The organism is Pseudomonas sp. 22085 (assembly GCF_052045815.1).
GTDB lineage: Bacteria > Pseudomonadota > Gammaproteobacteria > Pseudomonadales > Pseudomonadaceae > Aquipseudomonas > Aquipseudomonas glycinae.
Map to the genome: position 1 here is coordinate 225,055 of NZ_JBQEQA010000002.1, position 22,529 is coordinate 247,583.

Annotated in this window: 22 protein-coding genes and 4 tRNA genes; 20 read left to right on the plus strand and 6 right to left on the minus strand. The window is 59.6% G+C overall.

The window, feature by feature from the left end; translation table 11 throughout:
- Positions 1-7: 7 nt before the first annotated feature.
- The 14 genes from accD to ACTJK7_RS03290 all read left to right on the plus strand — a co-directional run bounded on the left by accD (position 8) and on the right by ACTJK7_RS03290 (position 13,620).
- Positions 8-928, plus strand: a complete 921-nt coding sequence (gene accD, locus ACTJK7_RS03225) for an acetyl-CoA carboxylase, carboxyltransferase subunit beta (RefSeq protein ID WP_064378840.1) — start codon at positions 8-10, stop codon at positions 926-928.
- Positions 925-2,232 (plus strand): bifunctional tetrahydrofolate synthase/dihydrofolate synthase, encoded by a 1,308-nt coding sequence (gene folC, locus ACTJK7_RS03230; RefSeq protein ID WP_108560717.1) that lies wholly within the window; start codon positions 925-927, stop codon positions 2,230-2,232. The genes accD and folC overlap by 4 nt, the downstream gene beginning before the upstream one ends.
- Positions 2,216-2,884, plus strand: a complete 669-nt coding sequence (locus tag ACTJK7_RS03235; RefSeq protein WP_440780268.1) for an SPOR domain-containing protein — start codon at positions 2,216-2,218, stop codon at positions 2,882-2,884. Before folC ends, ACTJK7_RS03235 begins: the two co-directional genes overlap by 17 nt.
- A 98-nt stretch (positions 2,885-2,982) precedes the next feature.
- Positions 2,983-3,543 (plus strand): CvpA family protein, encoded by a 561-nt coding sequence (locus tag ACTJK7_RS03240; RefSeq protein WP_007956464.1) that lies wholly within the window; start codon positions 2,983-2,985, stop codon positions 3,541-3,543.
- A 41-nt stretch (positions 3,544-3,584) separates the two neighbouring features.
- Entirely contained in the window at positions 3,585-5,090 is a 1,506-nt protein-coding gene (purF, locus tag ACTJK7_RS03245; RefSeq protein WP_007956466.1) for an amidophosphoribosyltransferase, read from the plus strand.
- Between the two features lie 80 nt (positions 5,091-5,170).
- Positions 5,171-6,382: an O-succinylhomoserine sulfhydrylase gene (locus ACTJK7_RS03250; protein WP_108560720.1), complete on the plus strand. Its 1,212-nt coding sequence runs from the start codon at positions 5,171-5,173 to the stop codon at positions 6,380-6,382.
- Positions 6,379-7,155: an SDR family oxidoreductase gene (locus ACTJK7_RS03255; RefSeq protein WP_440780269.1), complete on the plus strand. Its 777-nt coding sequence runs from the start codon at positions 6,379-6,381 to the stop codon at positions 7,153-7,155. The genes ACTJK7_RS03250 and ACTJK7_RS03255 overlap by 4 nt, the downstream gene beginning before the upstream one ends.
- A 90-nt stretch (positions 7,156-7,245) precedes the next feature.
- Positions 7,246-7,321: transfer RNA gene (locus tag ACTJK7_RS03260), tRNA-Val, on the plus strand.
- A 55-nt stretch (positions 7,322-7,376) separates the two neighbouring features.
- Positions 7,377-7,453 (plus strand) — tRNA-Asp (locus tag ACTJK7_RS03265).
- Between the two features lie 93 nt (positions 7,454-7,546).
- Positions 7,547-7,623: transfer RNA gene (locus ACTJK7_RS03270), tRNA-Asp, on the plus strand.
- 421 nt (positions 7,624-8,044) lie between these two features.
- The gene (locus ACTJK7_RS03275; RefSeq protein ID WP_440780271.1) at positions 8,045-10,876 is read left to right on the plus strand and encodes a xanthine dehydrogenase family protein molybdopterin-binding subunit; all 2,832 of its coding nucleotides are present in this window, start codon (positions 8,045-8,047) and stop codon (positions 10,874-10,876) included.
- Entirely contained in the window at positions 10,869-11,408 is a 540-nt protein-coding gene (locus tag ACTJK7_RS03280; RefSeq protein WP_007956473.1) for a (2Fe-2S)-binding protein, read from the plus strand. Before ACTJK7_RS03275 ends, ACTJK7_RS03280 begins: the two co-directional genes overlap by 8 nt.
- 2 nt (positions 11,409-11,410) lie before the next feature.
- On the plus strand, positions 11,411-12,646 hold the full coding sequence (locus ACTJK7_RS03285; RefSeq protein WP_108560728.1) for a c-type cytochrome: 1,236 nt from the start codon (positions 11,411-11,413) through the stop codon (positions 12,644-12,646).
- A gap of 2 nt (positions 12,647-12,648) precedes the next feature.
- Entirely contained in the window at positions 12,649-13,620 is a 972-nt protein-coding gene (locus ACTJK7_RS03290) for an XdhC family protein (protein ID WP_108560731.1), read from the plus strand.
- 52 nt (positions 13,621-13,672) lie between these two features.
- Here the strand turns inward: ACTJK7_RS03290 and ACTJK7_RS03295 are convergent, their stop codons facing one another.
- Positions 13,673-14,956, minus strand: coding sequence for an NAD(P)/FAD-dependent oxidoreductase (locus ACTJK7_RS03295; protein WP_440780272.1), 1,284 nt, complete (start codon positions 14,954-14,956; stop codon positions 13,673-13,675).
- 184 nt (positions 14,957-15,140) lie between these two features.
- Between ACTJK7_RS03295 and ACTJK7_RS03300 the strand changes: the two genes are divergently transcribed.
- A tRNA-Val gene (locus ACTJK7_RS03300) sits at positions 15,141-15,217 on the plus strand.
- Between the two features lie 343 nt (positions 15,218-15,560).
- Here ACTJK7_RS03300 and ACTJK7_RS03305 read toward each other — a convergent pair.
- On the minus strand, positions 15,561-15,710 hold the full coding sequence (locus ACTJK7_RS03305) for a hypothetical protein (protein WP_159085208.1): 150 nt from the start codon (positions 15,708-15,710) through the stop codon (positions 15,561-15,563).
- A 57-nt stretch (positions 15,711-15,767) separates the two neighbouring features.
- On the opposite strand from ACTJK7_RS03305, the gene ACTJK7_RS03310 reads away from it, so the two are divergent.
- Positions 15,768-16,223: a DUF2214 family protein gene (locus ACTJK7_RS03310; protein ID WP_108560737.1), complete on the plus strand. Its 456-nt coding sequence runs from the start codon at positions 15,768-15,770 to the stop codon at positions 16,221-16,223.
- A gap of 207 nt (positions 16,224-16,430) precedes the next feature.
- On the opposite strand, the gene csrA is transcribed toward ACTJK7_RS03310, so the two are convergent.
- Positions 16,431-16,625 (minus strand): carbon storage regulator CsrA, encoded by a 195-nt coding sequence (gene csrA / locus ACTJK7_RS03315; protein ID WP_003179932.1) that lies wholly within the window; start codon positions 16,623-16,625, stop codon positions 16,431-16,433.
- A gap of 250 nt (positions 16,626-16,875) precedes the next feature.
- Here csrA and ACTJK7_RS03320 point away from each other — a divergent pair, with 250 nt between their 5' ends.
- Together ACTJK7_RS03320 and ACTJK7_RS03325 are read left to right on the plus strand one after the other, a co-directional pair.
- Positions 16,876-17,241 carry a penicillin-binding protein activator LpoB gene (locus ACTJK7_RS03320; RefSeq protein WP_108560740.1) on the plus strand — a complete coding sequence of 122 codons (366 nt, stop codon included), beginning with the start codon at positions 16,876-16,878 and terminating at the stop codon, positions 17,239-17,241.
- A gap of 87 nt (positions 17,242-17,328) precedes the next feature.
- Complete coding sequence (locus ACTJK7_RS03325; RefSeq protein ID WP_440780273.1) at positions 17,329-18,231, plus strand: siderophore-interacting protein; 903 nt, start codon at positions 17,329-17,331, stop codon at positions 18,229-18,231.
- A 55-nt stretch (positions 18,232-18,286) separates the two neighbouring features.
- Here ACTJK7_RS03325 and ACTJK7_RS03330 read toward each other — a convergent pair whose 3' ends face one another.
- From ACTJK7_RS03330 to ACTJK7_RS03340, 3 genes are all read right to left on the minus strand, one after another.
- Entirely contained in the window at positions 18,287-18,976 is a 690-nt protein-coding gene (locus ACTJK7_RS03330; protein ID WP_108560746.1) for an endonuclease, read from the minus strand.
- 4 nt (positions 18,977-18,980) lie between these two features.
- Positions 18,981-19,250 (minus strand): DUF1654 domain-containing protein, encoded by a 270-nt coding sequence (locus tag ACTJK7_RS03335; RefSeq protein ID WP_371855269.1) that lies wholly within the window; start codon positions 19,248-19,250, stop codon positions 18,981-18,983.
- A 185-nt stretch (positions 19,251-19,435) separates the two neighbouring features.
- Positions 19,436-20,524, minus strand: coding sequence for an asparaginase (locus tag ACTJK7_RS03340; RefSeq protein WP_064378861.1), 1,089 nt, complete (start codon positions 20,522-20,524; stop codon positions 19,436-19,438).
- Positions 20,525-20,872: 348 nt separating this feature from the next.
- Between ACTJK7_RS03340 and ACTJK7_RS03345 the strand changes: the two genes are divergently transcribed.
- Complete coding sequence (locus ACTJK7_RS03345; protein WP_108560749.1) at positions 20,873-21,325, plus strand: hypothetical protein; 453 nt, start codon at positions 20,873-20,875, stop codon at positions 21,323-21,325.
- Between the two features lie 200 nt (positions 21,326-21,525).
- On the plus strand, positions 21,526-22,482 hold the full coding sequence (locus tag ACTJK7_RS03350; RefSeq protein WP_007956008.1) for a sugar ABC transporter substrate-binding protein: 957 nt from the start codon (positions 21,526-21,528) through the stop codon (positions 22,480-22,482).
- The last annotated feature ends 47 nt before the right edge of the window (positions 22,483-22,529 follow it).

Consider the following 22,529-nt stretch of genomic DNA (forward strand, 5'->3'; position numbering starts at 1 on the left):
AGAAAGCATGAGCAACTGGTTGGTAGACAAGCTGATCCCTTCGATCATGCGTTCCGAGGTCAAAAAGAGCTCGGTCCCTGAAGGTCTGTGGCACAAATGCCCGTCCTGCGAGGCTGTGCTGTATCGTCCGGAGCTGGAAAAGACCCTGGACGTTTGCCCTAAGTGCAACCACCACATGCGCATCGGCGCACGTGCGCGCATCGACATCTTCCTGGACGCCGAAGGCCGTGCCGAACTGGGCGCCGATCTGGAGCCGGTTGACCGTCTGAAATTCCGCGACGGCAAGAAGTACAAGGACCGTCTGGTCGCCGCCCAGAAGCAGACCGGCGAGAAAGACGCACTGGTTTCCATGAGCGGCACCCTGCTGGGCATGCCGGTCGTGGTTTCGGCGTTCGAATTCAGCTTCATGGGCGGTTCCATGGGCGCCATCGTCGGTGAGCGCTTCGTACGCGCCGCCAACTACGCGCTGGAAAACCGTTGCCCGATGGTCTGCTTCTCCGCCTCCGGTGGCGCGCGGATGCAGGAAGCCCTGATCTCGCTGATGCAGATGGCCAAGACCTCGGCCGTACTGGCGCGTCTGCGTGAAGAAGGCATTCCGTTCATCTCCGTACTGACCGATCCGGTTTACGGCGGCGTTTCCGCCAGTCTGGCGATGCTGGGCGACGTGATCGTCGGCGAGCCTAAAGCCCTGATCGGCTTCGCCGGTCCGCGCGTGATCGAGCAGACCGTGCGCGAAAAACTGCCGGAAGGCTTCCAGCGCAGCGAGTTCCTGCTGGAGCACGGTGCAATCGACCTGATCATCGACCGTCGCGAACTGCGTCCGCGTCTGGGTAACCTGCTGGCGCAACTGACCGGCAAACCGACGCCTAAATTCGTTGCTGCGCCGATCGAGCCGATCGTCGTTCCGCCGGTGCCTGCCAACGTATGACCGAGCGCACCCTTGGCGAGTGGCTCGCCTACCTTGAACAGTTGCATCCATCGGCCATCGACATGGGGCTGGAGCGTTCGCAACAGGTAGCGTCCCGCATGGGACTGGGCCAGCCGGCGCCACGGGTGATTACGGTCACCGGCACCAACGGCAAGGGGTCGACCTGCGCTTTCGTGGCTTCATTGCTGCGGGCGCAGGGCCTGAGCGTTGGTGTCTACAATTCTCCGCACCTGCTGCGTTACAACGAGCGGGTGCAGCTCAATGGCGTCGAAGCCACTGACGCGCAGCTGTGCGAAGCCTTCGCGGCGGTCGAAGCGGGGCGCGGCGACACTTCCCTGACTTACTTCGAAATGGGCACCCTGGCGGCGTTCTGGCTGTTTCAACAGGCCGGGCTCGACGCGGTGGTGCTGGAAGTCGGGCTGGGCGGGCGTCTGGACACGGTCAACGTGGTCGATGCCGATATCGCGCTGGTCACCAGCATCGGTGTCGATCACGCCGATTACCTGGGCAATACCCGCGAATCCGTGGCCTTCGAGAAGGCCGGGATTTTCCGTCAGGGCAAATCTGCGCTGTGCGGCGATCTGAATCCTCCACAACCCCTGCTGGACAAGGTGCGCGAGCTGGCTTGCCCGTTCTTCCTGCGCGGGCGCGATTTCGATCTCGGCATCACTGATCAATTCTGGCAGTGGCGCGGTACCGATACTGACGGTCAGATTGTCGAGCTGCGCGATTTGCCGCTGCTCGACCTGCCGATGGAAAACGCTGCGCTGGCGTTGCAGGCTTATCTGCTGCTCGGTTTGCCGTGGGATGCCGGGCAGATTGCAGCGGCGCTGCAGGCGACTCGCGTGGTCGGTCGCCTTGATCGTCGCTCGTTCGAATGGAACGGCAAGCGTCTGAACCTGCTGCTGGATGTCGGCCATAACCCGCATGCGGCGGAGTATCTGGCGCGGCGTCTGGCGGCTCGTCCACCGGTCGGCAAGCGTCTGGCGGTGTTCGGCCTGTTGGCGGACAAGGATCTGGACGGTGTCATCGGTGAGTTGAATGCCAGCGTCCAGCACTGGGCGGTGGCGCCGCTGGATTCGCCGCGTTCGCGTCCGGTGGATGAATTGAAACAGGCATTGCAGAACCTTGGCGCCTCGGTCACGTCTTATGACAGCGTGGCGGCCGCCCTGGAAGGGCAGTGTGCAGTGGCCACCAGCGACGACGAGATCTTGCTGTTCGGATCATTTTATTGTGTCGCCGAGGCCCTTGAATGGCTGTCTCGGCGCTCCACGGAGGAAGCGGCAAATGGCTTTGCTGGATAAAGCGTACAAGCAGCGCATGGTCGGTGCCCTGGTGCTGGTGGCGCTGGCGGTGATTTTCCTGCCGATGCTGTTTTCCCGTCAGGATGAACAGCGTCAGGTGACCGTCGAGGCGCCGGCTGCGCCGCAAGCGCCCGCCGTGGCGCAGATCCAGATGGAAACCGTTGCGGTGCCGGAGCCTCAGGTTCTGCCGCAAGAGCCAGTGCCGAGCGATGACGAAGTCGCCGAGCAGGCTGTGCCAACGGCGCCGATTGCTTCCGCCGCGCCAGCCCCGGCTCCGGCGCCGGTGGCCAAACCGGTTGCGCCGGCGCCTGCTCCGGCTTCAGCGGCCAAGCCAACCACGGCCCCGGCCCAGCCGATCGCTGCATTGTCTACCAAGCCGGATACCACCCAGAGCCGCGTCGATGCCAATGGCCTGTCGGTGAGCTGGTCGGTGCAACTGGCCAGTCTGTCGAGCCGCGCCAGCGCCGAAAGTCTGCAGAAAACCCTGCGCAGCCAGGGTTACAACGCTTATATCCGTTCGGCCGATGGCAAGAACCGGGTGTTTGTCGGCCCGCTGATCGAGCGCGCCGAAGCCGATCGTCTGCGTGATCTGTTGAGCCGCCAGCAGAACCTCAAGGGGTTTGTGGTGCGCTTCCAGCCCGAACGCGGCTGATATCTATCACTTCGATAGAAATGCACTGAAAATCGCAGCTTACCGACAGCCATGCGCTCTGCTAAAATGCGCCGCCTTATCCGTCTGTAGGCTGCACTGTGCCATTTACCTGGGTTGACTGGGCGATCGTTGCAATCATCGCCATCTCCGCTTTGATCAGTTTGAGCCGCGGCTTCGTCAAAGAAGCATTGTCGCTGGTGACCTGGATCATCGCAGGAGCTGTTGCCTGGATGTTCGGTGGCTCACTGTCCGAGTACCTCGCCGGATACATTCAAACACCGTCGGCTCGTGTGATCACGGGCTGTGCCATCATGTTTGTCGCCACACTGATCGTGGGCGCAATGATCAATTATCTTATCGGCGAGTTGGTTCGCGTCACCGGGTTGTCCGGGACCGATCGATTCCTCGGCATGGCCTTCGGCGCTGCGCGTGGCGTGTTGCTGGTGGTCGTGGCAGTCGGGCTGTTGAGCCTGGGGCCGGTACAGCAGGACGGGTGGTGGAAAGAATCACAGCTCGTGCCAAAGTTTCTATTGGTCGCAGACTGGTCCAAGAACCTGATTCTCGGGTGGAGCAGTCAGTGGCTTGCCAGCGGAATCAGCGTACCCGCTGATATTCCGTTCAAGGAGCAACTCTTGCCGTCGGCCAAAACGCCTCAGTGAGTGTTGTTCAGTTCAGATCCATTAAGTAGGGGTTGCGTCGCATGTGTGGCATCGTCGGTATCGTCGGTAAGTCGAACGTCAATCAGGCGCTGTATGACGCGCTAACCGTGCTCCAGCACCGCGGCCAGGACGCTGCCGGTATCGTGACCAGCCATGATGGCCGGTTGTTCTTGCGCAAGGACAATGGCCTGGTGCGTGACGTGTTTCAGCAGCGTCACATGCAGCGCCTGGTCGGCCACATGGGTATCGGCCACGTCCGTTACCCGACTGCCGGCAGCTCGACCTCGGCCGAGGCCCAGCCGTTCTACGTCAACTCGCCGTACGGCATCACCCTGGCGCATAACGGTAACCTGACCAACGTTGAACAGTTGGCCAAAGAGATCTACGAATCCGATCTGCGTCACGTCAACACCAGCTCCGACTCGGAAGTGTTGCTCAACGTGTTCGCCCACGAGCTGGCCCAGCGCGGCAAGCTGCAACCGACCGAAGAAGACGTGTTTGCCGCCGTGACCGACGTGCACAACCGTTGCGTCGGTGGTTACGCGGTCGTGGCAATGGTGACCGGTTACGGCATCGTCGGTTTCCGTGACCCCCACGGCATCCGCCCGATCGTGTTCGGCCAGCGTCACACTGACGAAGGCGTCGAGTACATGATCGCCTCCGAAAGCGTTTCGCTGGACGTACTCGGCTTCACCCTGATCCGCGACCTGGCACCGGGCGAAGCGGTCTATATCACTGAAGATGGCAAACTGCACACCCGTCAGTGCGCAACCAACCCGTCCCTGACTCCGTGCATCTTCGAACACGTCTATCTGGCGCGTCCGGACTCGATCATCGACGGCGTGTCGGTCTACAAGGCCCGTCTGCGCATGGGTGAGAAGCTGGCCGAGAAGATTCTGCGCGAGCGTCCAGAGCACGATATCGACGTGGTCATCCCGATTCCGGACACCAGCCGCACTGCCGCGCTGGAGCTGGCCAACCATCTGGGCGTGAAATTCCGCGAAGGCTTCGTCAAGAACCGTTACATCGGCCGTACCTTCATCATGCCTGGCCAGGCCGCGCGCAAGAAATCGGTACGCCAGAAGCTGAACGCCATCGAGCTGGAGTTCCGCGGCAAGAACGTGATGCTGGTGGACGACTCGATCGTTCGCGGCACCACCTGCAAGCAGATCATCCAGATGGCCCGCGAAGCCGGCGCGAAAAACGTCTACTTCTGCTCGGCGGCTCCGGCTGTTCGCTTCCCGAACGTGTACGGCATCGACATGCCGAGCGCTCACGAGCTGATCGCGCACAATCGTTCGACTCAGGATGTCGCTGATCTGATCGGCGCCGACTGGCTGATCTATCAGGACCTGCCTGACTTGATCGAAGCGGTCGGTGGCGGCAAGATCAAGATCGAAAACTTCGATTGCGCAGTATTTGACGGCAAGTACGTCACCGGCGATGTCGACGAGGCTTACCTGAACAAGATCGAACAGGCACGCAACGATGCCTCGAAGGTCAAGACCCAGGCGGTCAGTGCGATCATCGATCTGTACAACAACTGAGTTTCAACCGGCCCTTAGGGGCCGGTTTTGTATCTGGCAAAAGACTTTTATTTATCGAGAACAGGGCAAGGAGTGACAGCATGAGTCAGGAATGGGATGCCGGTCGGCTGGACAGCGACCTCGAAGGCGTAGCGTTCGACACCCTGGCCGTACGTGCCGGTCAGCACCGTACGCCGGAAGGCGAGCACGGTGATCCGATGTTCTTCACTTCCAGCTACGTGTTCCGTACCGCTGCTGACGCGGCCGCACGGTTTGCCGGGGAAGTGCCGGGCAACGTCTACTCGCGCTACACCAACCCGACCGTGCGCGCGTTCGAAGAGCGCATTGCCGCGCTGGAAAGCGCCGAGCAGGCGGTGGCCACGGCCACCGGCATGGCCGCGATCATGGCGGTGGTGATGAGCCTGTGCAGCGCTGGCGATCATGTGCTGGTGTCGCGCAGCGTGTTCGGTTCGACCATCAGCCTGTTCGAGAAGTATTTCAAGCGTTTTGGCGTGGAAGTCGATTACGTGCCGCTGGCCGATCTGTCGGCCTGGGACGCAGCGATCAAGTCCAACACCAAATTGCTGTTCGTCGAGTCGCCGTCCAATCCGTTGGCTGAACTGGTGGATATCACCGCGCTGTCGGAAATCGCGCACGCCAAGGGTGCGATGCTGGTAGTCGACAACTGCTTCTGCACGCCTGCCTTGCAGCAGCCGCTGAAGTTGGGCGCAGACATCGTTGTGCATTCGGCAACCAAGTTCATCGATGGCCAGGGCCGTTGCATGGGCGGCGTGGTTGCCGGTCGCAGTGAGCGGATGAAGGAAATCGTAGGCTTCCTGCGTACCGCCGGGCCGACCCTCAGCCCGTTCAATGCCTGGATCTTCCTCAAAGGCCTGGAAACCCTGAATCTGCGGATGAAGGCGCACTGTGCCAACGCTCAGCAACTGGCCGAGTGGCTGGAGCAGCAGGACGGTATCGAGAAAGTGCATTACGCCGGTCTCAAGAGCCATCCGCAGCACGAACTGGCCCAGCGTCAGCAGAAAGGTTTCGGCGCGGTGGTGAGCTTCGAGGTGAAGGGCGGCAAAGAGGGCGCCTGGCGCTTTATCGATGCGACCCGTTTGATCTCGATCACCGCCAACCTGGGTGACAGCAAAACCACCATCACTCACCCGAGCACCACATCCCACGGCCGTCTGGCGCCGCAGGAGCGTGAAGCTGCCGGCATTCGTGACAGCCTGATCCGCATCGCGGTCGGTCTGGAAGACGTGGCTGACCTGCAAGCCGACCTGTCGCGCGGTCTGGCGGCGTTGTGATCGAGTTGTCTACGCCAAAGATCGGCACCCATGGCCGCGTTGCATTGGTCACGGGTGCCGCGCGCGGGATCGGCTTGGGCATCGCGGCATGGCTGATCAGCGAAGGCTGGCAGGTGGTGTTGACGGATCTGGATCGAGCGCGAGGTTCGAAAGTGGCGAAGGTGCTCGGCGAAAACGCCTGGTTCATCGCCATGGACGTCGCGGACGAAAGTCAGGTGGCGCTCGGTGTCGCTGAGGTGCTGGGGCAGTTTGGCCGCCTGGATGCGCTGGTGTGCAACGCTGCCGTGGCCGATCCGCACAACATCACACTGGAAAGCCTCGACCTGGCTTATTGGAATCGGGTGCTGGCGGTGAACCTCGGTGGGCCGATGTTGCTGGCCAAGCACTGCGCGCCGTATCTGCGTGCGCACAACGGGGCGATCGTCAATCTGGCCTCGACCCGTGCGGCGCAGTCGGAACCTGATACGGAAGCCTATGCGGCGAGCAAGGGTGGTTTACTGGCGCTGACCCACGCGCTGGCGATCAGTCTCGGGCCGGAGATTCGCGTCAATGCGGTCAGCCCGGGCTGGATCGATGCGCGGGATCCATCCGTGCGGCGCGCGGAACCGCTGACCGATACCGATCATGCCCAGCATCCGGCGGGCAGGGTAGGGACGGTCGAGGATGTGGCGGCGATGGTGGCTTGGTTGCTTTCGAAGAATGCAGGGTTTGTGACAGGCCAGGAATTCGTGGTCGATGGCGGCATGACCAAGAAGATGATTTATACGGAATGAAGCAATTTCGTCTTTTTTAGAAAAACTTCAATCCTGCTATTGACTTAGGTTCGCTACCTGCGTAAATTTCGCGGCCTCGGAGATGCAAACGGGTGATTAGCTCAGCTGGGAGAGCGTCTGCCTTACAAGCAGAATGTCGGCGGTTCGATCCCGTCATCACCCACCACTCCCGAGAGACTTGCGCAAGCAAGAACGTAGGCTGAAAGTGCCTGCACCGACGCGCAGCGGTAGTTCAGTCGGTTAGAATACCGGCCTGTCACGCCGGGGGTCGCGGGTTCGAGTCCCGTCCGCTGCGCCATATTTAACGAATCAGACACTGTCTGGTTCGCGATTGAAAAGCACCGAAGCTTTCAGTCAAACGAGTTACTTGAGCGCAAGCTCAAAGCGATACGCAGCGGTAGTTCAGTCGGTTAGAATACCGGCCTGTCACGCCGGGGGTCGCGGGTTCGAGTCCCGTCCGCTGCGCCATATCTGTTTCAAGGACTACTGAACGCCTTGAACCACCGAAAGCAACTTCTGGTTGATTCGGCATCGATAGCAAAGACCCTGGTCGAAAGACCGGGGTTTTTTGTGTCTGAAATTTGACCTTTCCCAAATTCCTCCCTTGTAGCCGGCGACGAAGCCTGGCCGTGGCTCGTTCGATGCCGCCGGGCAATCTACCTGCGTCTCTGAGTCGCTGCGATGCAATGCCGCATTGATTTTTTGATTCTTTGGTCAAATTTTTGTAACTGGTTGTTTGCTGCGAGCTCAGAAACCTATAAAGTTAACCTTTCGGTCAGCTTTGCACTGTCATCACGCCCTTTGCTTCGTCAAAAAGGGCTTCTGCAAGACTCGAGATTCCCAGTAGATAACCAGAAGGGCGGATCCATAACCGTCCAGAGGATGATCCATGTCCAACCGTGAAATATCCCGGCGCTCGTTCCTCCAGGGCGGGCTGGTGGCGGGTGTGAGTGTCACGCTCACGCCGCTCAGCAGTCAGGCGCTGGCTGCCTTGATGGAAAACAGCGTGACTGTGCCGTCCGAGCAATGGCTCGGCAGCAACGGCAAGGCACGCCAGCGTAATGATGCCTTGTCCAAGGTCTGCGGCAGCAAAGTGTTTGCCCGCGACATCCGTTCCAAGGACATGCCGGGTTGGCCCCAGCAACAAGGCCACGCCATGTTGCTGAAAACCATCAAGGCTGACCGCATCTACGACGGCTATGACCTGTCGTGGCTCGGCGCTGATCTGCAGCCTGATCGCATCGTCACCGCCGCCGACCTGGACAAGGACGGCATTGTGTTCCCTGAAGAGCACGCGCCGGATCCGCTGCTGCCGGAAGGCAAAGTGCCGATGTTCATCGGCCACCCGGTTGCGATCCTGATCTGGAACGACTTCGAGCGGTTCCGTCAGGCCAAGAACAAACTCAAATTCAATGACAAAGCGATTCGTTACGGTGCGCAAGTGCCGTTCTACGAAGGCGATCCCTATGGCAGTTTCCGCTACGTGCGCGTCGGTGGCCCGACGTCGGCAGACGAAGACGAGTTCGCCAGCCTCAAGGACTCGATCCTGTTCCCGATGCTGAAGAACCGTCGTCCGGTGTGGAATTCCCAGCCGAACCTGCACGGCAACCTGACCGAGCGCGGCCTGTTCTACGCCGACCGCATGAAGAAAGAGATCGATACCCCGCCGGACAACTGGCTGGTGTTCGACGAGCGCTACAAAACCCCGTCGATCGAACCGGCCGCGATGGAGCCGGACAACGGCAACGGCTGGTACGACCCGGCGACCAAGACCCTGCATTTCGTCGTCGCCACTCAATGCCCGCTGGAAACCGCCACCGAGACCGCGAAGATGATCGGGCCGTCGCGTTTCGGCCTGGCGAACCTGAACATGCACCCGGGCTACACCGTCGGTTACGGTTCCAAGGACCACAACATTTTCGTCTACTACGCAGCCCTGGCGGCGTTGTACGGTGCGGGTGTACCGATTCGCCTGGCCAACGACCGCTACGAGCAGTTCCAGAGCGGCATCAAGCGCCACCCGTTCGACATCCGCTACCAGTTGGCAGTGGACAAGACCGATCACAGCTTCAAGATTTTCCGTGCCGAGATGAGCGTCGACGGTGGCGGTCGGATCAACTACAGCCCGTCGGTGGCCGCCGTTGGCGCTACGGCGGCGCAGTCGATCTACTACATGCCGCAGAACGACCTGCAGGTCACCGCTTACCATTCCCGCGCCGTTGAAGCGGGTTCGATGCGCGGTTACGGCACCCTGCAGAGCATGGCTTCCACCGAGATGATGGTCGACGAAATCGCCGATCGCCTTGGTGTCGATGCCATTGATCTGCGCCGCAAGAACGCGCTGCGCTCGGGAATGAAAAACACTCAGGGCGCGATCCCGGCCGGTGCATTGCGCCTGCACGAGATTCTCGACAAGGCTTCGCTGCACGAAGTCTGGAAAAATCGCGACGCGATCAAAAAGCAGCGCGAAGCTGCAGACCCGGACAACTGGTACGGCGTAGGTTTCGCCATTTGCCAGAAAGACTTCGGCACCGGTTCCGAAGCGCCGATGGCCAGCATCGAGTTCACCGCTGACGGGCGCATTTCCCTGCGTCACATCGGCATCGAGATCGGCACCGGCATGTCCACCTCGCAAGCATTGGTGGTGGCTGATTTCCTCGGCAGCGCGGCTCACGATGTGAAGACCGGCGAAACCGAGTGGGATGAGATGCAGCTGGTGACCGCCGGCAACCCTTACATCATGAGCCAGGCCGAGCAGGACAACTTCCTGCGTAACCCGCGCTGGGTCGGCAAACTGGCGTCGGCCTCGTCCGCGACCAACTCCGCCTATTACTTCAGTCACGCCACCCGTGAAGCGGCGCGCGTGCTGTTCAACCACGGTCTGTGGCCGGCAGCGCTGGAGATCTGGCGTCAGGGCCCGTACGGCGGTCAGGCCAACCCTTACGTGGTGCGTCGCGAAGATGCGCATTGGGTCGACGGCAAACTCACCGCCAACGGCATGCAGCCACTGACTTTCGAAGAGCTGGCCAAGCGTGCCCACGAGCGCGGTCTGGTCACTGGCGCCACGGTTCACGGTTTCAACCGCTGGAGCTGGGCTGAAGCCGAATACAGCATCGATGGCGTGCGCGAGCGTTTGCCGCTCGACGGTCTGGCGGTGAAGTACGGCGACGGCGCCCCGAAAGCGAAAAAGGCACAGATGACCAGTGCCGGTTTCCACCTGTTGGATCGGCAGAATGTTGCCTATCCGGTGGTTCAACTGAACAACGCCGCCGTGACCTATTACAGCCCGGTCGCGACGCTGGTCGAGTTGAAGGTCAACAAAGGGTCGGCAGAAGTCGAAGTCCTGAACCATCACTCGTGGCTGGAATGCGGTCGGGTGCTGGTCGAAGAACTGGTTCGTGGCCAGCTCGAAGGCGGGATCGCCATGGGCATTGGTCACGCCTTGATGGAAGAGATGCCGCTGTACGAAGGCGGGCCGGGGGAGGGTGACTGGAACTTCAACCGTTATCGCCTGCCGATGGCGCGCCATGTGGCGGTGTGGAAGCAGACGTCGGAAATCCTGCCGCCGCTGTCCCCGAGCGACCCGTCCAAAGGCATCGCCGAAGTGGTGATGATCCCGGTGGTCGGTGCCATCGGTAACGCCGTGGCCCACGCCATCGGTAAACGTGTTCGCGATCTGCCAATCACTGCTGCGCGCATCAAGGAGGCCCTCAATGGCTAACCGTCCGCTTCAACTGACCCTCAACGGTCAATCCGTCGGCCCGGTGGACATCCCTGATGACCTGCCGATGATCGATTACCTGCACGAATACAAGAACCTCACCGGTTCGCGCCTGGGTTGCGGCCAGGGCATCTGCCACGCCTGCGTGGTGATCGTCGACAATCCGGACGGCACCAGCGAGGAAGTGCGCACCTGCATCACCGGCGCGCATTACTTCGAGGGCAAGAAAGTCCGCACCATCGAAGGCCACGCCAAGCGTGACGAGCAAGGCCAGGTGACCGAGCTGAACCCGATCCAGCAGCGCTTCGTCGACGAATTCGCCTTCCAGTGCAGCTACTGCGCACCGGGCTTCGTCAACGCCGCGACCGTGCTGGTGGAAAAGCTGCAACGCCAGCCGATCGTCAAAAGCAAGCTGGAACAAGTCATCGAGGACAGCCTCGGCCATCACGTCTGCCGTTGCACCGGGTACGTGCGTTACTACAACGCCACCCGCAACGTGTTGACCGATCTCGGCCTGGTCAAGGAGGGTTAAGCATGAAGCAACTACTGACCCGCCTGGCCCTGGCGGTCGGGCTGGCTGCGCCTGTGTTGGCAGCGCACGCGGATGATCAGGTCAAGCGCGGCGAGTACCTTGCCCGCGCGGCCGACTGCATGGCCTGCCACACCGCACCGGGTGGCGCGCCATTTGCCGGCGGGCTGCCGATCGTGTCGCCGTTCGGCACGATCTACGGCACCAACATCACTCCAAGCAAAGAGCACGGCATCGGTCTCTACACCGATGATGAATTCTTCGCTGCGCTGACTGAAGGCAAGCGTCGTGACGGCGCGAACCTCTATCCGGCGATGCCGTACACCTCGTATCACTTGATGCCGCGTGCGGATTCGGATGCGATTCACGCGTATCTGAAAACCATTGAGCCAATCGAGCGTGCCGCACCGGTGACCAGCCTGAGCTTCCCGTTCAACGTGCGTCCGGGCTTGATCGGCTGGAACATGATGTATGGCAAAGCCTTGAAGCTGGAGCCTGCCGAAGGCAAAAGCGACGCCTGGAAACGCGGCCAGTACATGGTCGAAGTGCTCGGCCATTGCGGCGAATGCCATACGCCACGCGGCCTGCCGGGCGCGATGCAGTTGGACAAGCGCCTGACCGGCGGCATCCTCAATGGCTATCTGGCGCCGAGCCTGCTGGCAACGGATCTGGCGGCGCGTGGCTGGAACCATCAGGACCTGAGCACGTTCCTCAAGCATGGCATGAGCGCCCAAGGCACGATGTTCAACGAGATGTTTCCGGTGTTCCACAACAGCACTCAGGGCCTGAGTGATCCTGATCTGGCGGCGATGGCGACTTTCCTGCTCGGCGATCAGCCTCCGGCAGCGAAAGAACTGACCGACGTGCCGGTGGAAAAACTCAGTGCCAGCGCTCAACGCGGCCGCCAGGAATACTTGAACGTCTGCGCCGGCTGTCACGCGGCCGGTGGCGAGGGCAAGCCGCACATCGCGGTGGCCATGCGCGGCAACACCACGCTGCGTCTGGAAGACCCACGCAACCTGTTGCGCGTGATCGAGGATGGCATCGGCGAACAGAAATTCGCCGGGTTCGAACACATGCAGCCGATGCCGGGTTTTGCCGACAAGCTCAGTGCCGAACAACTGACCGATCTGCTGAACTACCTGCGTCAGGGCTGGGGTGGTCAGTCGGCCGAGCTGGCGGTCGGCGATGTGCAGAAGCTCCAGGCTGACGCTCCGTCCATCGAGCACAAGGCGCACTGATCATGCAGCATCTCGATCTGCAGGTTGTGCGTCGGGCGCTGGAGTGGTCGACGGCGGGGCAGCGCATCTGGCTCTGCACCGTGCTGACCACCTATGGTTCGGCGCCCCGCGCGCCGGGTTCACTGCTGGCGGTGAACGACGGCGGGCAGTGGATCGGGTCGTTGTCCGGTGGTTGCGTCGAGGAAGACTTTCTCGAGCGCGTCGCCGAAGGTGCGTTTCTCGATTCGATCAATGTCGTGCGTTATGGCGAAGGTGACGATCCGCGTTCGCGGGTCAGCCTGCCGTGCGGCGGTATTCTCGATGTGCTGGTAGAGAAATTTGACGCCGGCTGCGATGTGCAGGCGCACCTGCGTGAACTCGAATCGGCGTTGCTGGGGCAGCGCCGGTTGATTCGCGAGGTCGATCTGACCACCGGAGCGCGCAACCTGTTTGCCGATCGCGAGCAGGGTGCGCGGATCGAGCGTGAAATCGACCGGGTACGGATCCGCATCGGGGCCGCCCAGCGTTTGCTGCTGGCCGGCTATTCCAGCGTGGCGCAGGCCTGTGCGGAGTTCGCGGTCGGTCTCGGCTTCGAAGTGATTCTCTGCGACCCGCGTGATGAAGTGCTGGAAGGCGTGGTGCTCAATGGCGTGGAGATTCGCCGACAATTGCCGTCGGTGTTCATCGCCGATGGCGGTTGCCACCGTGATACAGCGGTGGTGGCGTTGACCCACGATCCGCGCATCGACGATCTGGCGATGATGGAGGCCGTGCGCACCGAAGCGTTCTACATCGGCGTGATGGGCTCGCAGCAGACGTCGCAGAAGCGCTTCGAGCGTTTGCGTAGGATTGGCGGTCTGGGGGAGGGCGAGCTGGCGCGGATTCATGCGCCGATCGGTCTTAACCTTGGCAGCAAGACGCCGGCGGAAATTGCTTTGGCGGTGCTCGCAGATATCCTGCGGATTCGCAGCGGGATTGCACGGGATCAGTTGTGATTGATGCCGGATGTAAAAAGGGCCGCTTTTCAGCGGCCCTTTTTTTCGCGCATCAGAAACCGAGCTTGTCGCGCAGTCCGTAGTACCACGCGCCCAGTGCGGCAAACGGTGTGCGCAGCAGTTGCCCGCCGGGGAACGGGTAGTGCGGCAGGTCGGCAAACGCATCGAAACGCTCGGCTTGTCCGCGCAGAGCCTCGGCCAGTACCTTGCCGGCCAGGTGTGTATAGGTCACGCCGTGGCCACTGCAGCCTTGAGAATAATAGATGTTGTCGCCCAGACGTCCGACCTGAGGCAGGCGCGACAGGGTCAGCAGGAAATTGCCGGTCCAGGCGTAGTCGATTTTCACGTCCTTGAGCTGCGGGAAGGCCTTGAGCATTTTCGGGCGGATGATCGCTTCAATGTTTGCCGGATCCCGCGCGCCATATACAACGCCGCCGCCGAAGATCAGGCGCTTGTCGCCGCTCAGGCGGTAGTAGTCGAGCAGGTAGTTGCAGTCTTCGACGCAGTAGTCCTGCGGCAGCAAGGATTTCGCCAGCTCATCGCCCAGAGGCTCGGTGGTGATGACCTGAGTGCCGCATGGCATCGATTTGGCCGCCAGCTCCGGCACCAGATTGCCGAGGTAGGCGTTGCCGGCCACGATGATGAATTTGGCCCTGACTCTGCCCTGCGGTGTGTGCACGACCGGGTTGGCGCCGCGTTCGATGCGCACGGCCGGCGACTGTTCATAGATGGTGCCGCCCAGGGATTCCACGGCGGCTGCTTCGCCCAGCGCCAGGTTAAGCGGGTGGATGTGGCCGCCGCTCATGTCGAGCATGCCACCGACATATTGATCACAAGCCACCACTTCACGGATGCGGCGTTGATCGAGCAGTTCCAGTTGGGTATGGCCGAAGCGTTCCCACAAGCGTTTCTGCGATTCGAGGTGGCCCATTTGCTTGGCGGTGAGGGCGGCGAATACGCCACCGTCCTTCAAGTCGCAGTGAATGTTGTACTTGCTGACGCGCTCACGAATGATCCGGCCGCCTTCGAACGCCATCTGCCCGAGCAGTTGCGCCTGCTTCGGGCCGACGCTGCGTTCGATCACATCGATGTCACGGCTGTAGCTGTTGACGATTTGCCCGCCATTGCGCCCCGAAGCGCCGAAACCGACCTTGGCGGCCTCCAGCACGGTCACGCGAAAACCGTTCTCAAGCAGGAACAGGGCCGAGGAAAGTCCCGTATAGCCAGCGCCGATCACACAGACATCCGTCTCCACGTCATCCTGCAGAGCAGGGCGTGGTGGTACGGCGTTGGCCGACGCAGCGTAATAAGACTCTGGGTAAGGGGTGTTCGCCATCCTGCAGCCTCTGTTTAATATATTTTACGAGTGCAGCGATCCTACCCCAGTTGAAAAACCTCCGCCAGCTACCGGGAAATCTTCTTGCGCCGGGTCGAAATTAAATATTTTGCATATTCATAGGGTTAGGTGAAAAAAAGGTGTTGACACCCCTCCGGAATTCCGTAGAATGCCGCCTCACAGCAGGCACGTAGCTCAGTTGGTTAGAGCACCACCTTGACATGGTGGGGGTCGTTGGTTCGAGTCCAATCGCGCCTACCAAACAAAATCCGCTCTGCTGGGCGGTCTAAAGGGGTCACCGGAAACGGTGACCCCTTTTTGCATTTTGCGATTTGCAAAACCTTTGCAAAATCCGGTTTGGTCGACCGCAGCTACACTTCGCGCATTTGCAGGGATGTATTCATGAGTCGCCAGCTCAGGCGCGCCGGCCCGGGTGGTATCGAAAGTACTGATCGCAATGGATTCTGATCCATTCGTCCGCTGAATGTCATGAGCGACCTTTTAAATAGTGTGGATATTTAAGGGGTTACGGATTTTATTAACCATCCGGTTATCAAAAAATCGTTGTTACGAGGCAAATAAATCAGTAGTATCCGCCCCGCGTTCACCACCACGGTTTATGCATTTTTAAATCCCAAGCTTCCATCAGCTGCTTGGGATTTTTTTTGCCCGCGATTTGCCTTTCCTGCACCTCTGTCCAGTCTCTCGCTTCGCCCGCTTCTGTTTTTCCGGGAGGAGTGACAAGCAGGCTCACAATTTTTCAACTACTACTGTCAGGCTGATTTCAACTCTGCCGGACGGAAGTTCATCGATGCTGGTTCATTGGTTTCTTGCAGCGATTCATTTACTGGCGTTTGCCATGGGTTTCTGGGCGGTGTTGACGCGTGGGGCTGCCTTCAGTCGTCTGGCGTCCGGCGCGGTTGAGGTCGGGCGCGTGTTGCTTGCCGACAATCTGTGGGGGCTTTCGGCGCTGGTGTTGCTTATCACCGGTGGCATGCGCGCTTTTGCCGGTTATGAGAAGGGAACCGACTACTACCTGCATCAGCCGCTGTTCCATCTGAAGATGACGCTGTTTGTGCTGATTCTGCTTTTGGAGCTGGTGCCGATGATCACCCTGGTCAAATGGCGTTTGACCAAGGCGCGCGGCGTTGTCCCTGATACAGGGCGTGCGAAGGTGTTCGCACGGATCAGTCATGCCGAAGCGCTGCTGTTGATATTGATGGTCGTGGCAGCCACCGGGATGGCCCGTGGCGTTACATTCGGCTAGGCGGGCGAGATTCCCAACCGCTATTCGGAAATGTCCGACAGCCAGTCCATGGAATGACGGTTAGTATCGGTTGCGAGAAGGGTTGAGGCAGGAAGGGGCGTAGCACGCGCCGTCACCAAAGAGGTGGGGGAATGGCAATACGGCGCTTGAATCTTTAGCCAGTCATTGCGCGCAGGCAAACGAACTGGCTACTGACTGCGATAGGGCTCAGGGCGTTTGTGGCTTGTCCGGGGCGGTCAGGCCAGCCTGGATGCGCTGGTAGATTTCTTCCCGATGCACTGCAACGTTCTTTGGAGCATTGATGCCGATTCGAACTTGCTGGCCGCTGACGCCTAGAATGGTGATCGTGATGTCATCACCGATGTTTATGCTTTCACCGACTTTGCGGGTGAGTATCAGCATGGTCTTCTCCTTGATTGCTTTGTAGGGCACCTGATTCAGACAGTGCAGAGGTCGGTGGTACGTATAGATTAGTGCGAAGTCTTACAGTTTGGGTGCCTCTTTCTGACGCGCAGCAGCGGCATTAATTCCCAGCGCGTAACTATACAGGGGCTGCCAGCATCAATCTCGTAGTTTTGTGCCCATTTTGCGGGGCTGCGAAAGTATTCTCGAATGTTAAGATCGCCGCTTTGAAAATTCAGAGGGAAGCGTTGTGCGCAAATTGGTCTGGGTAGTCGCGGCACTGGCATTGGCAGGATGTGGCGAAGGCAAGAGTGTGGACGCACAAAAGCCGAAACCGGCTGTGGTAACAGCGCCTGCTGCGGTGGGTCCTCAATGGGATCTGGAAGTGCGCGGTGAAACCCCTCAAGCCGTGAGCGATCTCAGTGGTTGGCTGATCGAGCATGCTTTTGTGGCCAGTGTTGTCAAGGATGCCAGCGGCAAGACTCGGATTCTCCTCGGTCCTTTCAATTCGAAGGCTGACGCCGAGGCGCGTCAGGCGGATGTGAATGCAGCGCTGATCAAGGCGAAGAAGCAGAACATCGAGACGCTGGTGATCGAGCGCACGTCGGCGCAATAAGCGATCCATTCGGCGGAGCTGACTAAAGGGTGTCCCCCGTGATTCGTTTTTAAAGCAATCACCGAAGATACCCAGAAGGAGCTCCGCATGGCCTCCGCCAATCCTTACAAGTTGTTCGACGTTGTTTTGCGTCACAAGCAACATCTGAGCCCGCATCTGATGCGGATCACCCTCGCAAGCCCGGCGGTCACCGAGATGGCTACCTGGGCGCCGGATCAGCGAGTGAAGCTGTTTTTCCCGGCAGCAGACGGCTCACCCGCCAGGCTTTCTCAGGCGGAAGGATGGTACGCCCGTTTTCGCTCGATGCTGGTTGATCGTCGCCCGACGATGCGCACCTACACCATCCGCCACTTGCGTGCCGAAGCGGGCGAAGTGGATATCGATTTCGTCCTGTACGGCGAAACCGGCCCGGCCTCCCGATGGGCGTTGCGATCCCAGCCTGGCGAGTCGATGCAGATTCTGGCACCTGACAGCCAATTCTCGGCACAAGAGGCCGGGGGATTTGAATGGAAGCCACCGCAAACGCTCAAGCAACTTCTATTGGTCGCCGATGCGACTGCCTTGCCGGCCGCCATGGGTATTCTGGAAGAGCTGGCGACTCTGGCTGAGCCGCCGCAGACCCAGGCGTTTTTTGAGGTCGACAGTCGTGAAGACAGGTTGGCCGTTCCTGACTGGCCCGGACTTTCGGTGCAATGGCTGATCCGCGATCATGCAGTTGCTGGCAGGTTGATGGTGGACGCCGTGCGGCAGGCAAAGCTGCCTGTGGATGCATCGCCTGTTGGGCAAGCGGTCGAACTGGCGGATGTCGACATCGAAGAGGAGATTCTCTGGGAGATCGCCGACACGGCTACCGAGGGATTCTATGGCTGGATCGCCGGAGAATCTGCAGCGGTCATGAGCCTGCGCAAATACCTGATCAAGGAGCGCGGCATCCCTCGAGAGTCACTCAATCTGATGGGCTACTGGCGTTACAACAAGTCCGGAGGTTGAGTACAAAAAAAGGCCTTGAGTTTATCGCTCAAGGCCTTTTCTTTTGATCAAACAATCAACCGCAGGCTTTCAGGTTCACCGGGCCGACAAACTCGTTGCCGCGTCCCATCACGCACGCCACGCTCTGGTTGCGCTGACGCTCCCAGTCTTGCACCGGATAAGTCTTGTCCCAGGCTTCGTACAGCTGCCGATCCTGCTTCGACAGGCGCAAGCCGTACTGTTTGCTCATGTAAAAGTAGGTGCGGGCGATCATGCCGCGAATCGAAGGGCGGGGCATGACCTTCTTCGCCTTGAAGTCGACCTGAGTCAGGCATGAGCCGTACTGACCCTTTTCGACCGGCAGCCAACCATAGCTGAAGTTGCTGCGGTCGCCATTCACCTCGCCAATGCTCGGCACCAGGTTGTGCAGGTCGGCTTCGGCTTTCTGATAGCCAGGGTCGTAGCGGGTGCAATTCTTGCGACCGCCTTCCTGCCAGCATTGACGTTGATGGCCGAACTGCCATGCGGGAACGATGTGTTCCCATTCGATGCGGGAGGCCCGTTTGGCGTTCTTGCGTGGGACGTAGCCGCAGGCGGCCAGATCAACCTTGTTACCGGTGTATTTGCACCCGCAATAAAACTCGGTCGATTGTGGAGCGTACAGCTTCCAGGCGACCTTCTTGGCCTCGGTGAACGTACGCGGTGCGCCAGCTTGCGCACCCAGGCAAATGAACAGCAACAGCACAGCAGCAAAACGCAGAATCATTGAATCAATCTTCCTTCGGCACAACCCAGAAAATCTGTACGCCACCGTCGTCGCGGTAGGCGAGGGTGACGTTGTCGTTCTCGTCGATCTCTTCCAGTAAGCGCTCCCACTCGTCCGCCGGTTCGTCCGGAAGGCGGAAGATCAGTGCGGCTTTGGCTTTTTGTGCGGTGGGGGAGTTGATGATTTTTTGAACGCGCATGCCCATACGTTCGTAAGCGTCAGGAGCATCAGGGGAAGTGGCCACGAGGTTATCCTTATTAAGCTGTACGTGCATACAGTATTTAACTGTAGGCATTTTCGCAACTGCTTAAAATTCAAGAAAATCCTCTGACACCGGTTTTCGGGTTTTGGTGTCGCGCAGGTGTAATTTTTCTTTGGCGGAGGTGGGAGCTCCACCCTCCGTCAAGTTGACGAAGGGTGAAGTCAGTGACCGATCAGGAAGGATCAGACGAAGACGAATCAGTATTCCCAGAACATCCGTTGCAGCTCTTTGCTGTCGTTGGTCTTGGTCAGCGCGACCATGGCCAGGATGCGGGCTTTCTGTGGGTTCAAGTCGTGAGCGACCACCCAGTCGTATTTGTCGTCAGGCTGTTCGGCGTTGCGCAGAACGAAACCGCCGGCATTGACGTGAGACGAGCGAATGATCTGCACGCCGTCCTTGCGCAGAGCCTGCAAGGCCGGAACCACGCGGGAGGAAACCGAGCCGTTGCCGGTGCCGGCATGGATGATCGCCTTGGCGCCGGACTGGGCGAAAGCCTTGTAGGCTGTATCGCTGACATTGCCGTAGGAATAGGCGATTTCTACATCAGGAAGGCTCTTGATGTTTTTGATGTCGAATTCCGAATCCATGGTGTGGCGCTTGGCTGGCAGGCGGAACCAGTAGGATTTGCCTTCGACTACCATGCCGAGCGGGCCCCAGGCGCTTTTGAACGCTTCGGTCTTGATGTTGATCATCTTGCTGACATCGCGACCCGACTGGATTTCATCGTTCAGGGTCACCAGTACGCCTTTGCCGCGCGCTTCTTTGCTGCTGGCGACGGCCACGGCGTTGTACAGGTTCAGCATGCCGTCCGCCGACATGGCGGTGCCCGGGCGCATGGAGCCGACGACGATGATCGGCTTGTCGGTTTTTTCCACCAGGTTCAGGAAGTATGCGGTCTCTTCCAGGGTGTCGGTGCCGTGTGTGATGACGATGCCATCGACGTCTTTGCTCTCGGCCAGTTCGGAAACACGACGACCCAGTTGCAGGAGGTTTTCGTTGGTGATGCTTTCCGAGGCGATTTGCATGACCTGTTCGCCACGCACATTGGCCAGCGTGCTCAGCTCGGGAATGCCGGCGATCAACTGTTCGATGCCCACTTTCGCAGCCTGATAGGTCGCACTGTTGGCTGCGCTGGCGCCGGCACCGGCAATAGTGCCGCCGGTGGCCAGTACCACCACGTTGGCCAGTTTGGCCTGGGTTTCAGCTTCTTTTGCCTGGAGGGCGGTTGGCAGGAGCAGCAGAAGGGCCAAAGCGCCCGGAACGAAACTCTTCAAAGCAGATGTCATTATTTTTCTCTCTAGTAGTGAGACGGTGCTGATGCAGGTTCATCTAGATGCGCCCCGGGCCGATCTGAATGCCAGGGGTGCAGGGAGGGAGCAGGATCTGTACCAGTCGCACTTTGCTTTGGCGAAGTGTTTAACTTTTTGATTTATATCAGTATTTATCGGGTTGACGATTTTTTGCAGCAATCGTTTATCCGGTATTCCGAACAATGGAAGCTTTCATGTTCGGCTCTCCGAAAAGTACCACTGCATCTGTCGACGCAATCAGGTTGCCGGTTTCGAGTTTTCTGCTAAAGAAACCGTCAATCAGGCCGATGCGTGCTAAAGGACACTGCAACTTAGGGAGTTCACATGTCACTGACGATCGGTTTTTCAAATCCCGGTTCGGTCACGATCGGCGGCAAAACTGCAGCGACGATCAATGCAATGAGTGAAGCTGAGGCCGATGCGTCCGCCGAGGCGCTGGGTACGGAAAAGGTTAAAACCAATCAGGTCAGAACCGGTGGTCCTGCCCAGGAAGCAAGCGCGAGCGAGGCTCAAGGCGGTGACAATCTGAGCGTCACTATCAAGACGTTGCTCAAGCGCATGCAGGAATTGCAGAAGCAGCTTCAGGAGCAGCAGCAACAACTGGCCGCCGCGCAGGCTGCGAGTTATCCAACCCCCGAAGCCAAGTCGCAAGCGGTGATGTCCATCCAGGGGCAGATCGCTCAAACCAGCGGTGCCCTGCTGGAAGTCTCGGCTGCACTGGTGAAGGAAATGTCGAAGGGTTCTTCTGCCGGTAATGTGGTCAACACTACGGCTTGAACACTCAAGGGCGAATCCGTGGATTCGCCCTGCAATAAGATACCGATTTCTGATTGTTGACAAATGTCGGCCTGATTCGCATAGTTCGGTCTACGCAAACGTTTGCGCGGTCTTCGCGATGGATTGAATTTTCGTGGGGTGCAGCGAGCTTACGCCAGCGCAAGCGTTGCTCACAATAATCATAAGATCGGAGTGAACCCATGAAGCTGCCATTCGCTGGACGTCTTCTTGCTGTCGCCATGCTGGCTGCCGCATCCGCTGCACTGCCTGTCTCTTCGGCTTTCGCCGAATCCCCTGAAAAACCCAAAGTTGCCCTGGTCATGAAATCCCTGGCCAACGAATTCTTCCTGACCATGGAAGACGGCGCCAAGGCCTACCAGAAAGAACATTCCGCCGATTTCGACTTGATCTCCAACGGCATCAAGGATGAAACCGATACGGCGGGGCAGACGCGCATCGTCGAGCAGATGATTCTGGCGAAGGTCAATGCACTGGTCATCGCACCGTCTGATTCCAAGGCCATGGTGCCGGTGATCAAGAAAGCCGTCGATGCCGGTATCACCGTGATCAACATCGACAACCAGCTGGATCCGGCTGTGATCAAAAGCAAGAACATCAGCGTTCCTTTCGTAGGCCCGGACAACCGCAAAGGCGCGCGTCTGGTGGGTGAATACCTGGCCAAGCAACTGAAGGCCGGTGACGAAGTGGGCATCATTGAAGGCGTCTCCACGACCACCAACGCCCAGCAGCGTACCGCAGGCTTCAAGGATGCGATGGAGGCCGCGCAGATCAAGGTTGTTTCGCTGCAGTCCGGCGATTGGGAAATCGACAAGGGCAACAAGGTTGCCGCTTCGATTCTCAGCGAGTACCCGGACGTGAAGGCGCTGCTGGCCGGCAACGACAGCATGGCCGTAGGTGCCGTTTCCGCCGTGCGCGCTGCCGGCAAGGCCGGTCAGGTGCAGGTTGTCGGTTACGACAATATCAACGCCATCAAGCCCATGCTGAAGGACGGTCGCGTCCTGGCGACGGCCGACCAGTACGCTGCGAAGCAGGCGGTGTTCGGCATCGAGACCGCGCTGAAAATCATCAAGGGCGAGAAAGTCGACAGTGGTGCCAATGGCGTGATCGAAACGCCGGTCGAGCTGGTCACCAAGTAAGTTCTTTGGCGACACAATGGCGCTCGTCCGTCCGGGCGAGCGCATGG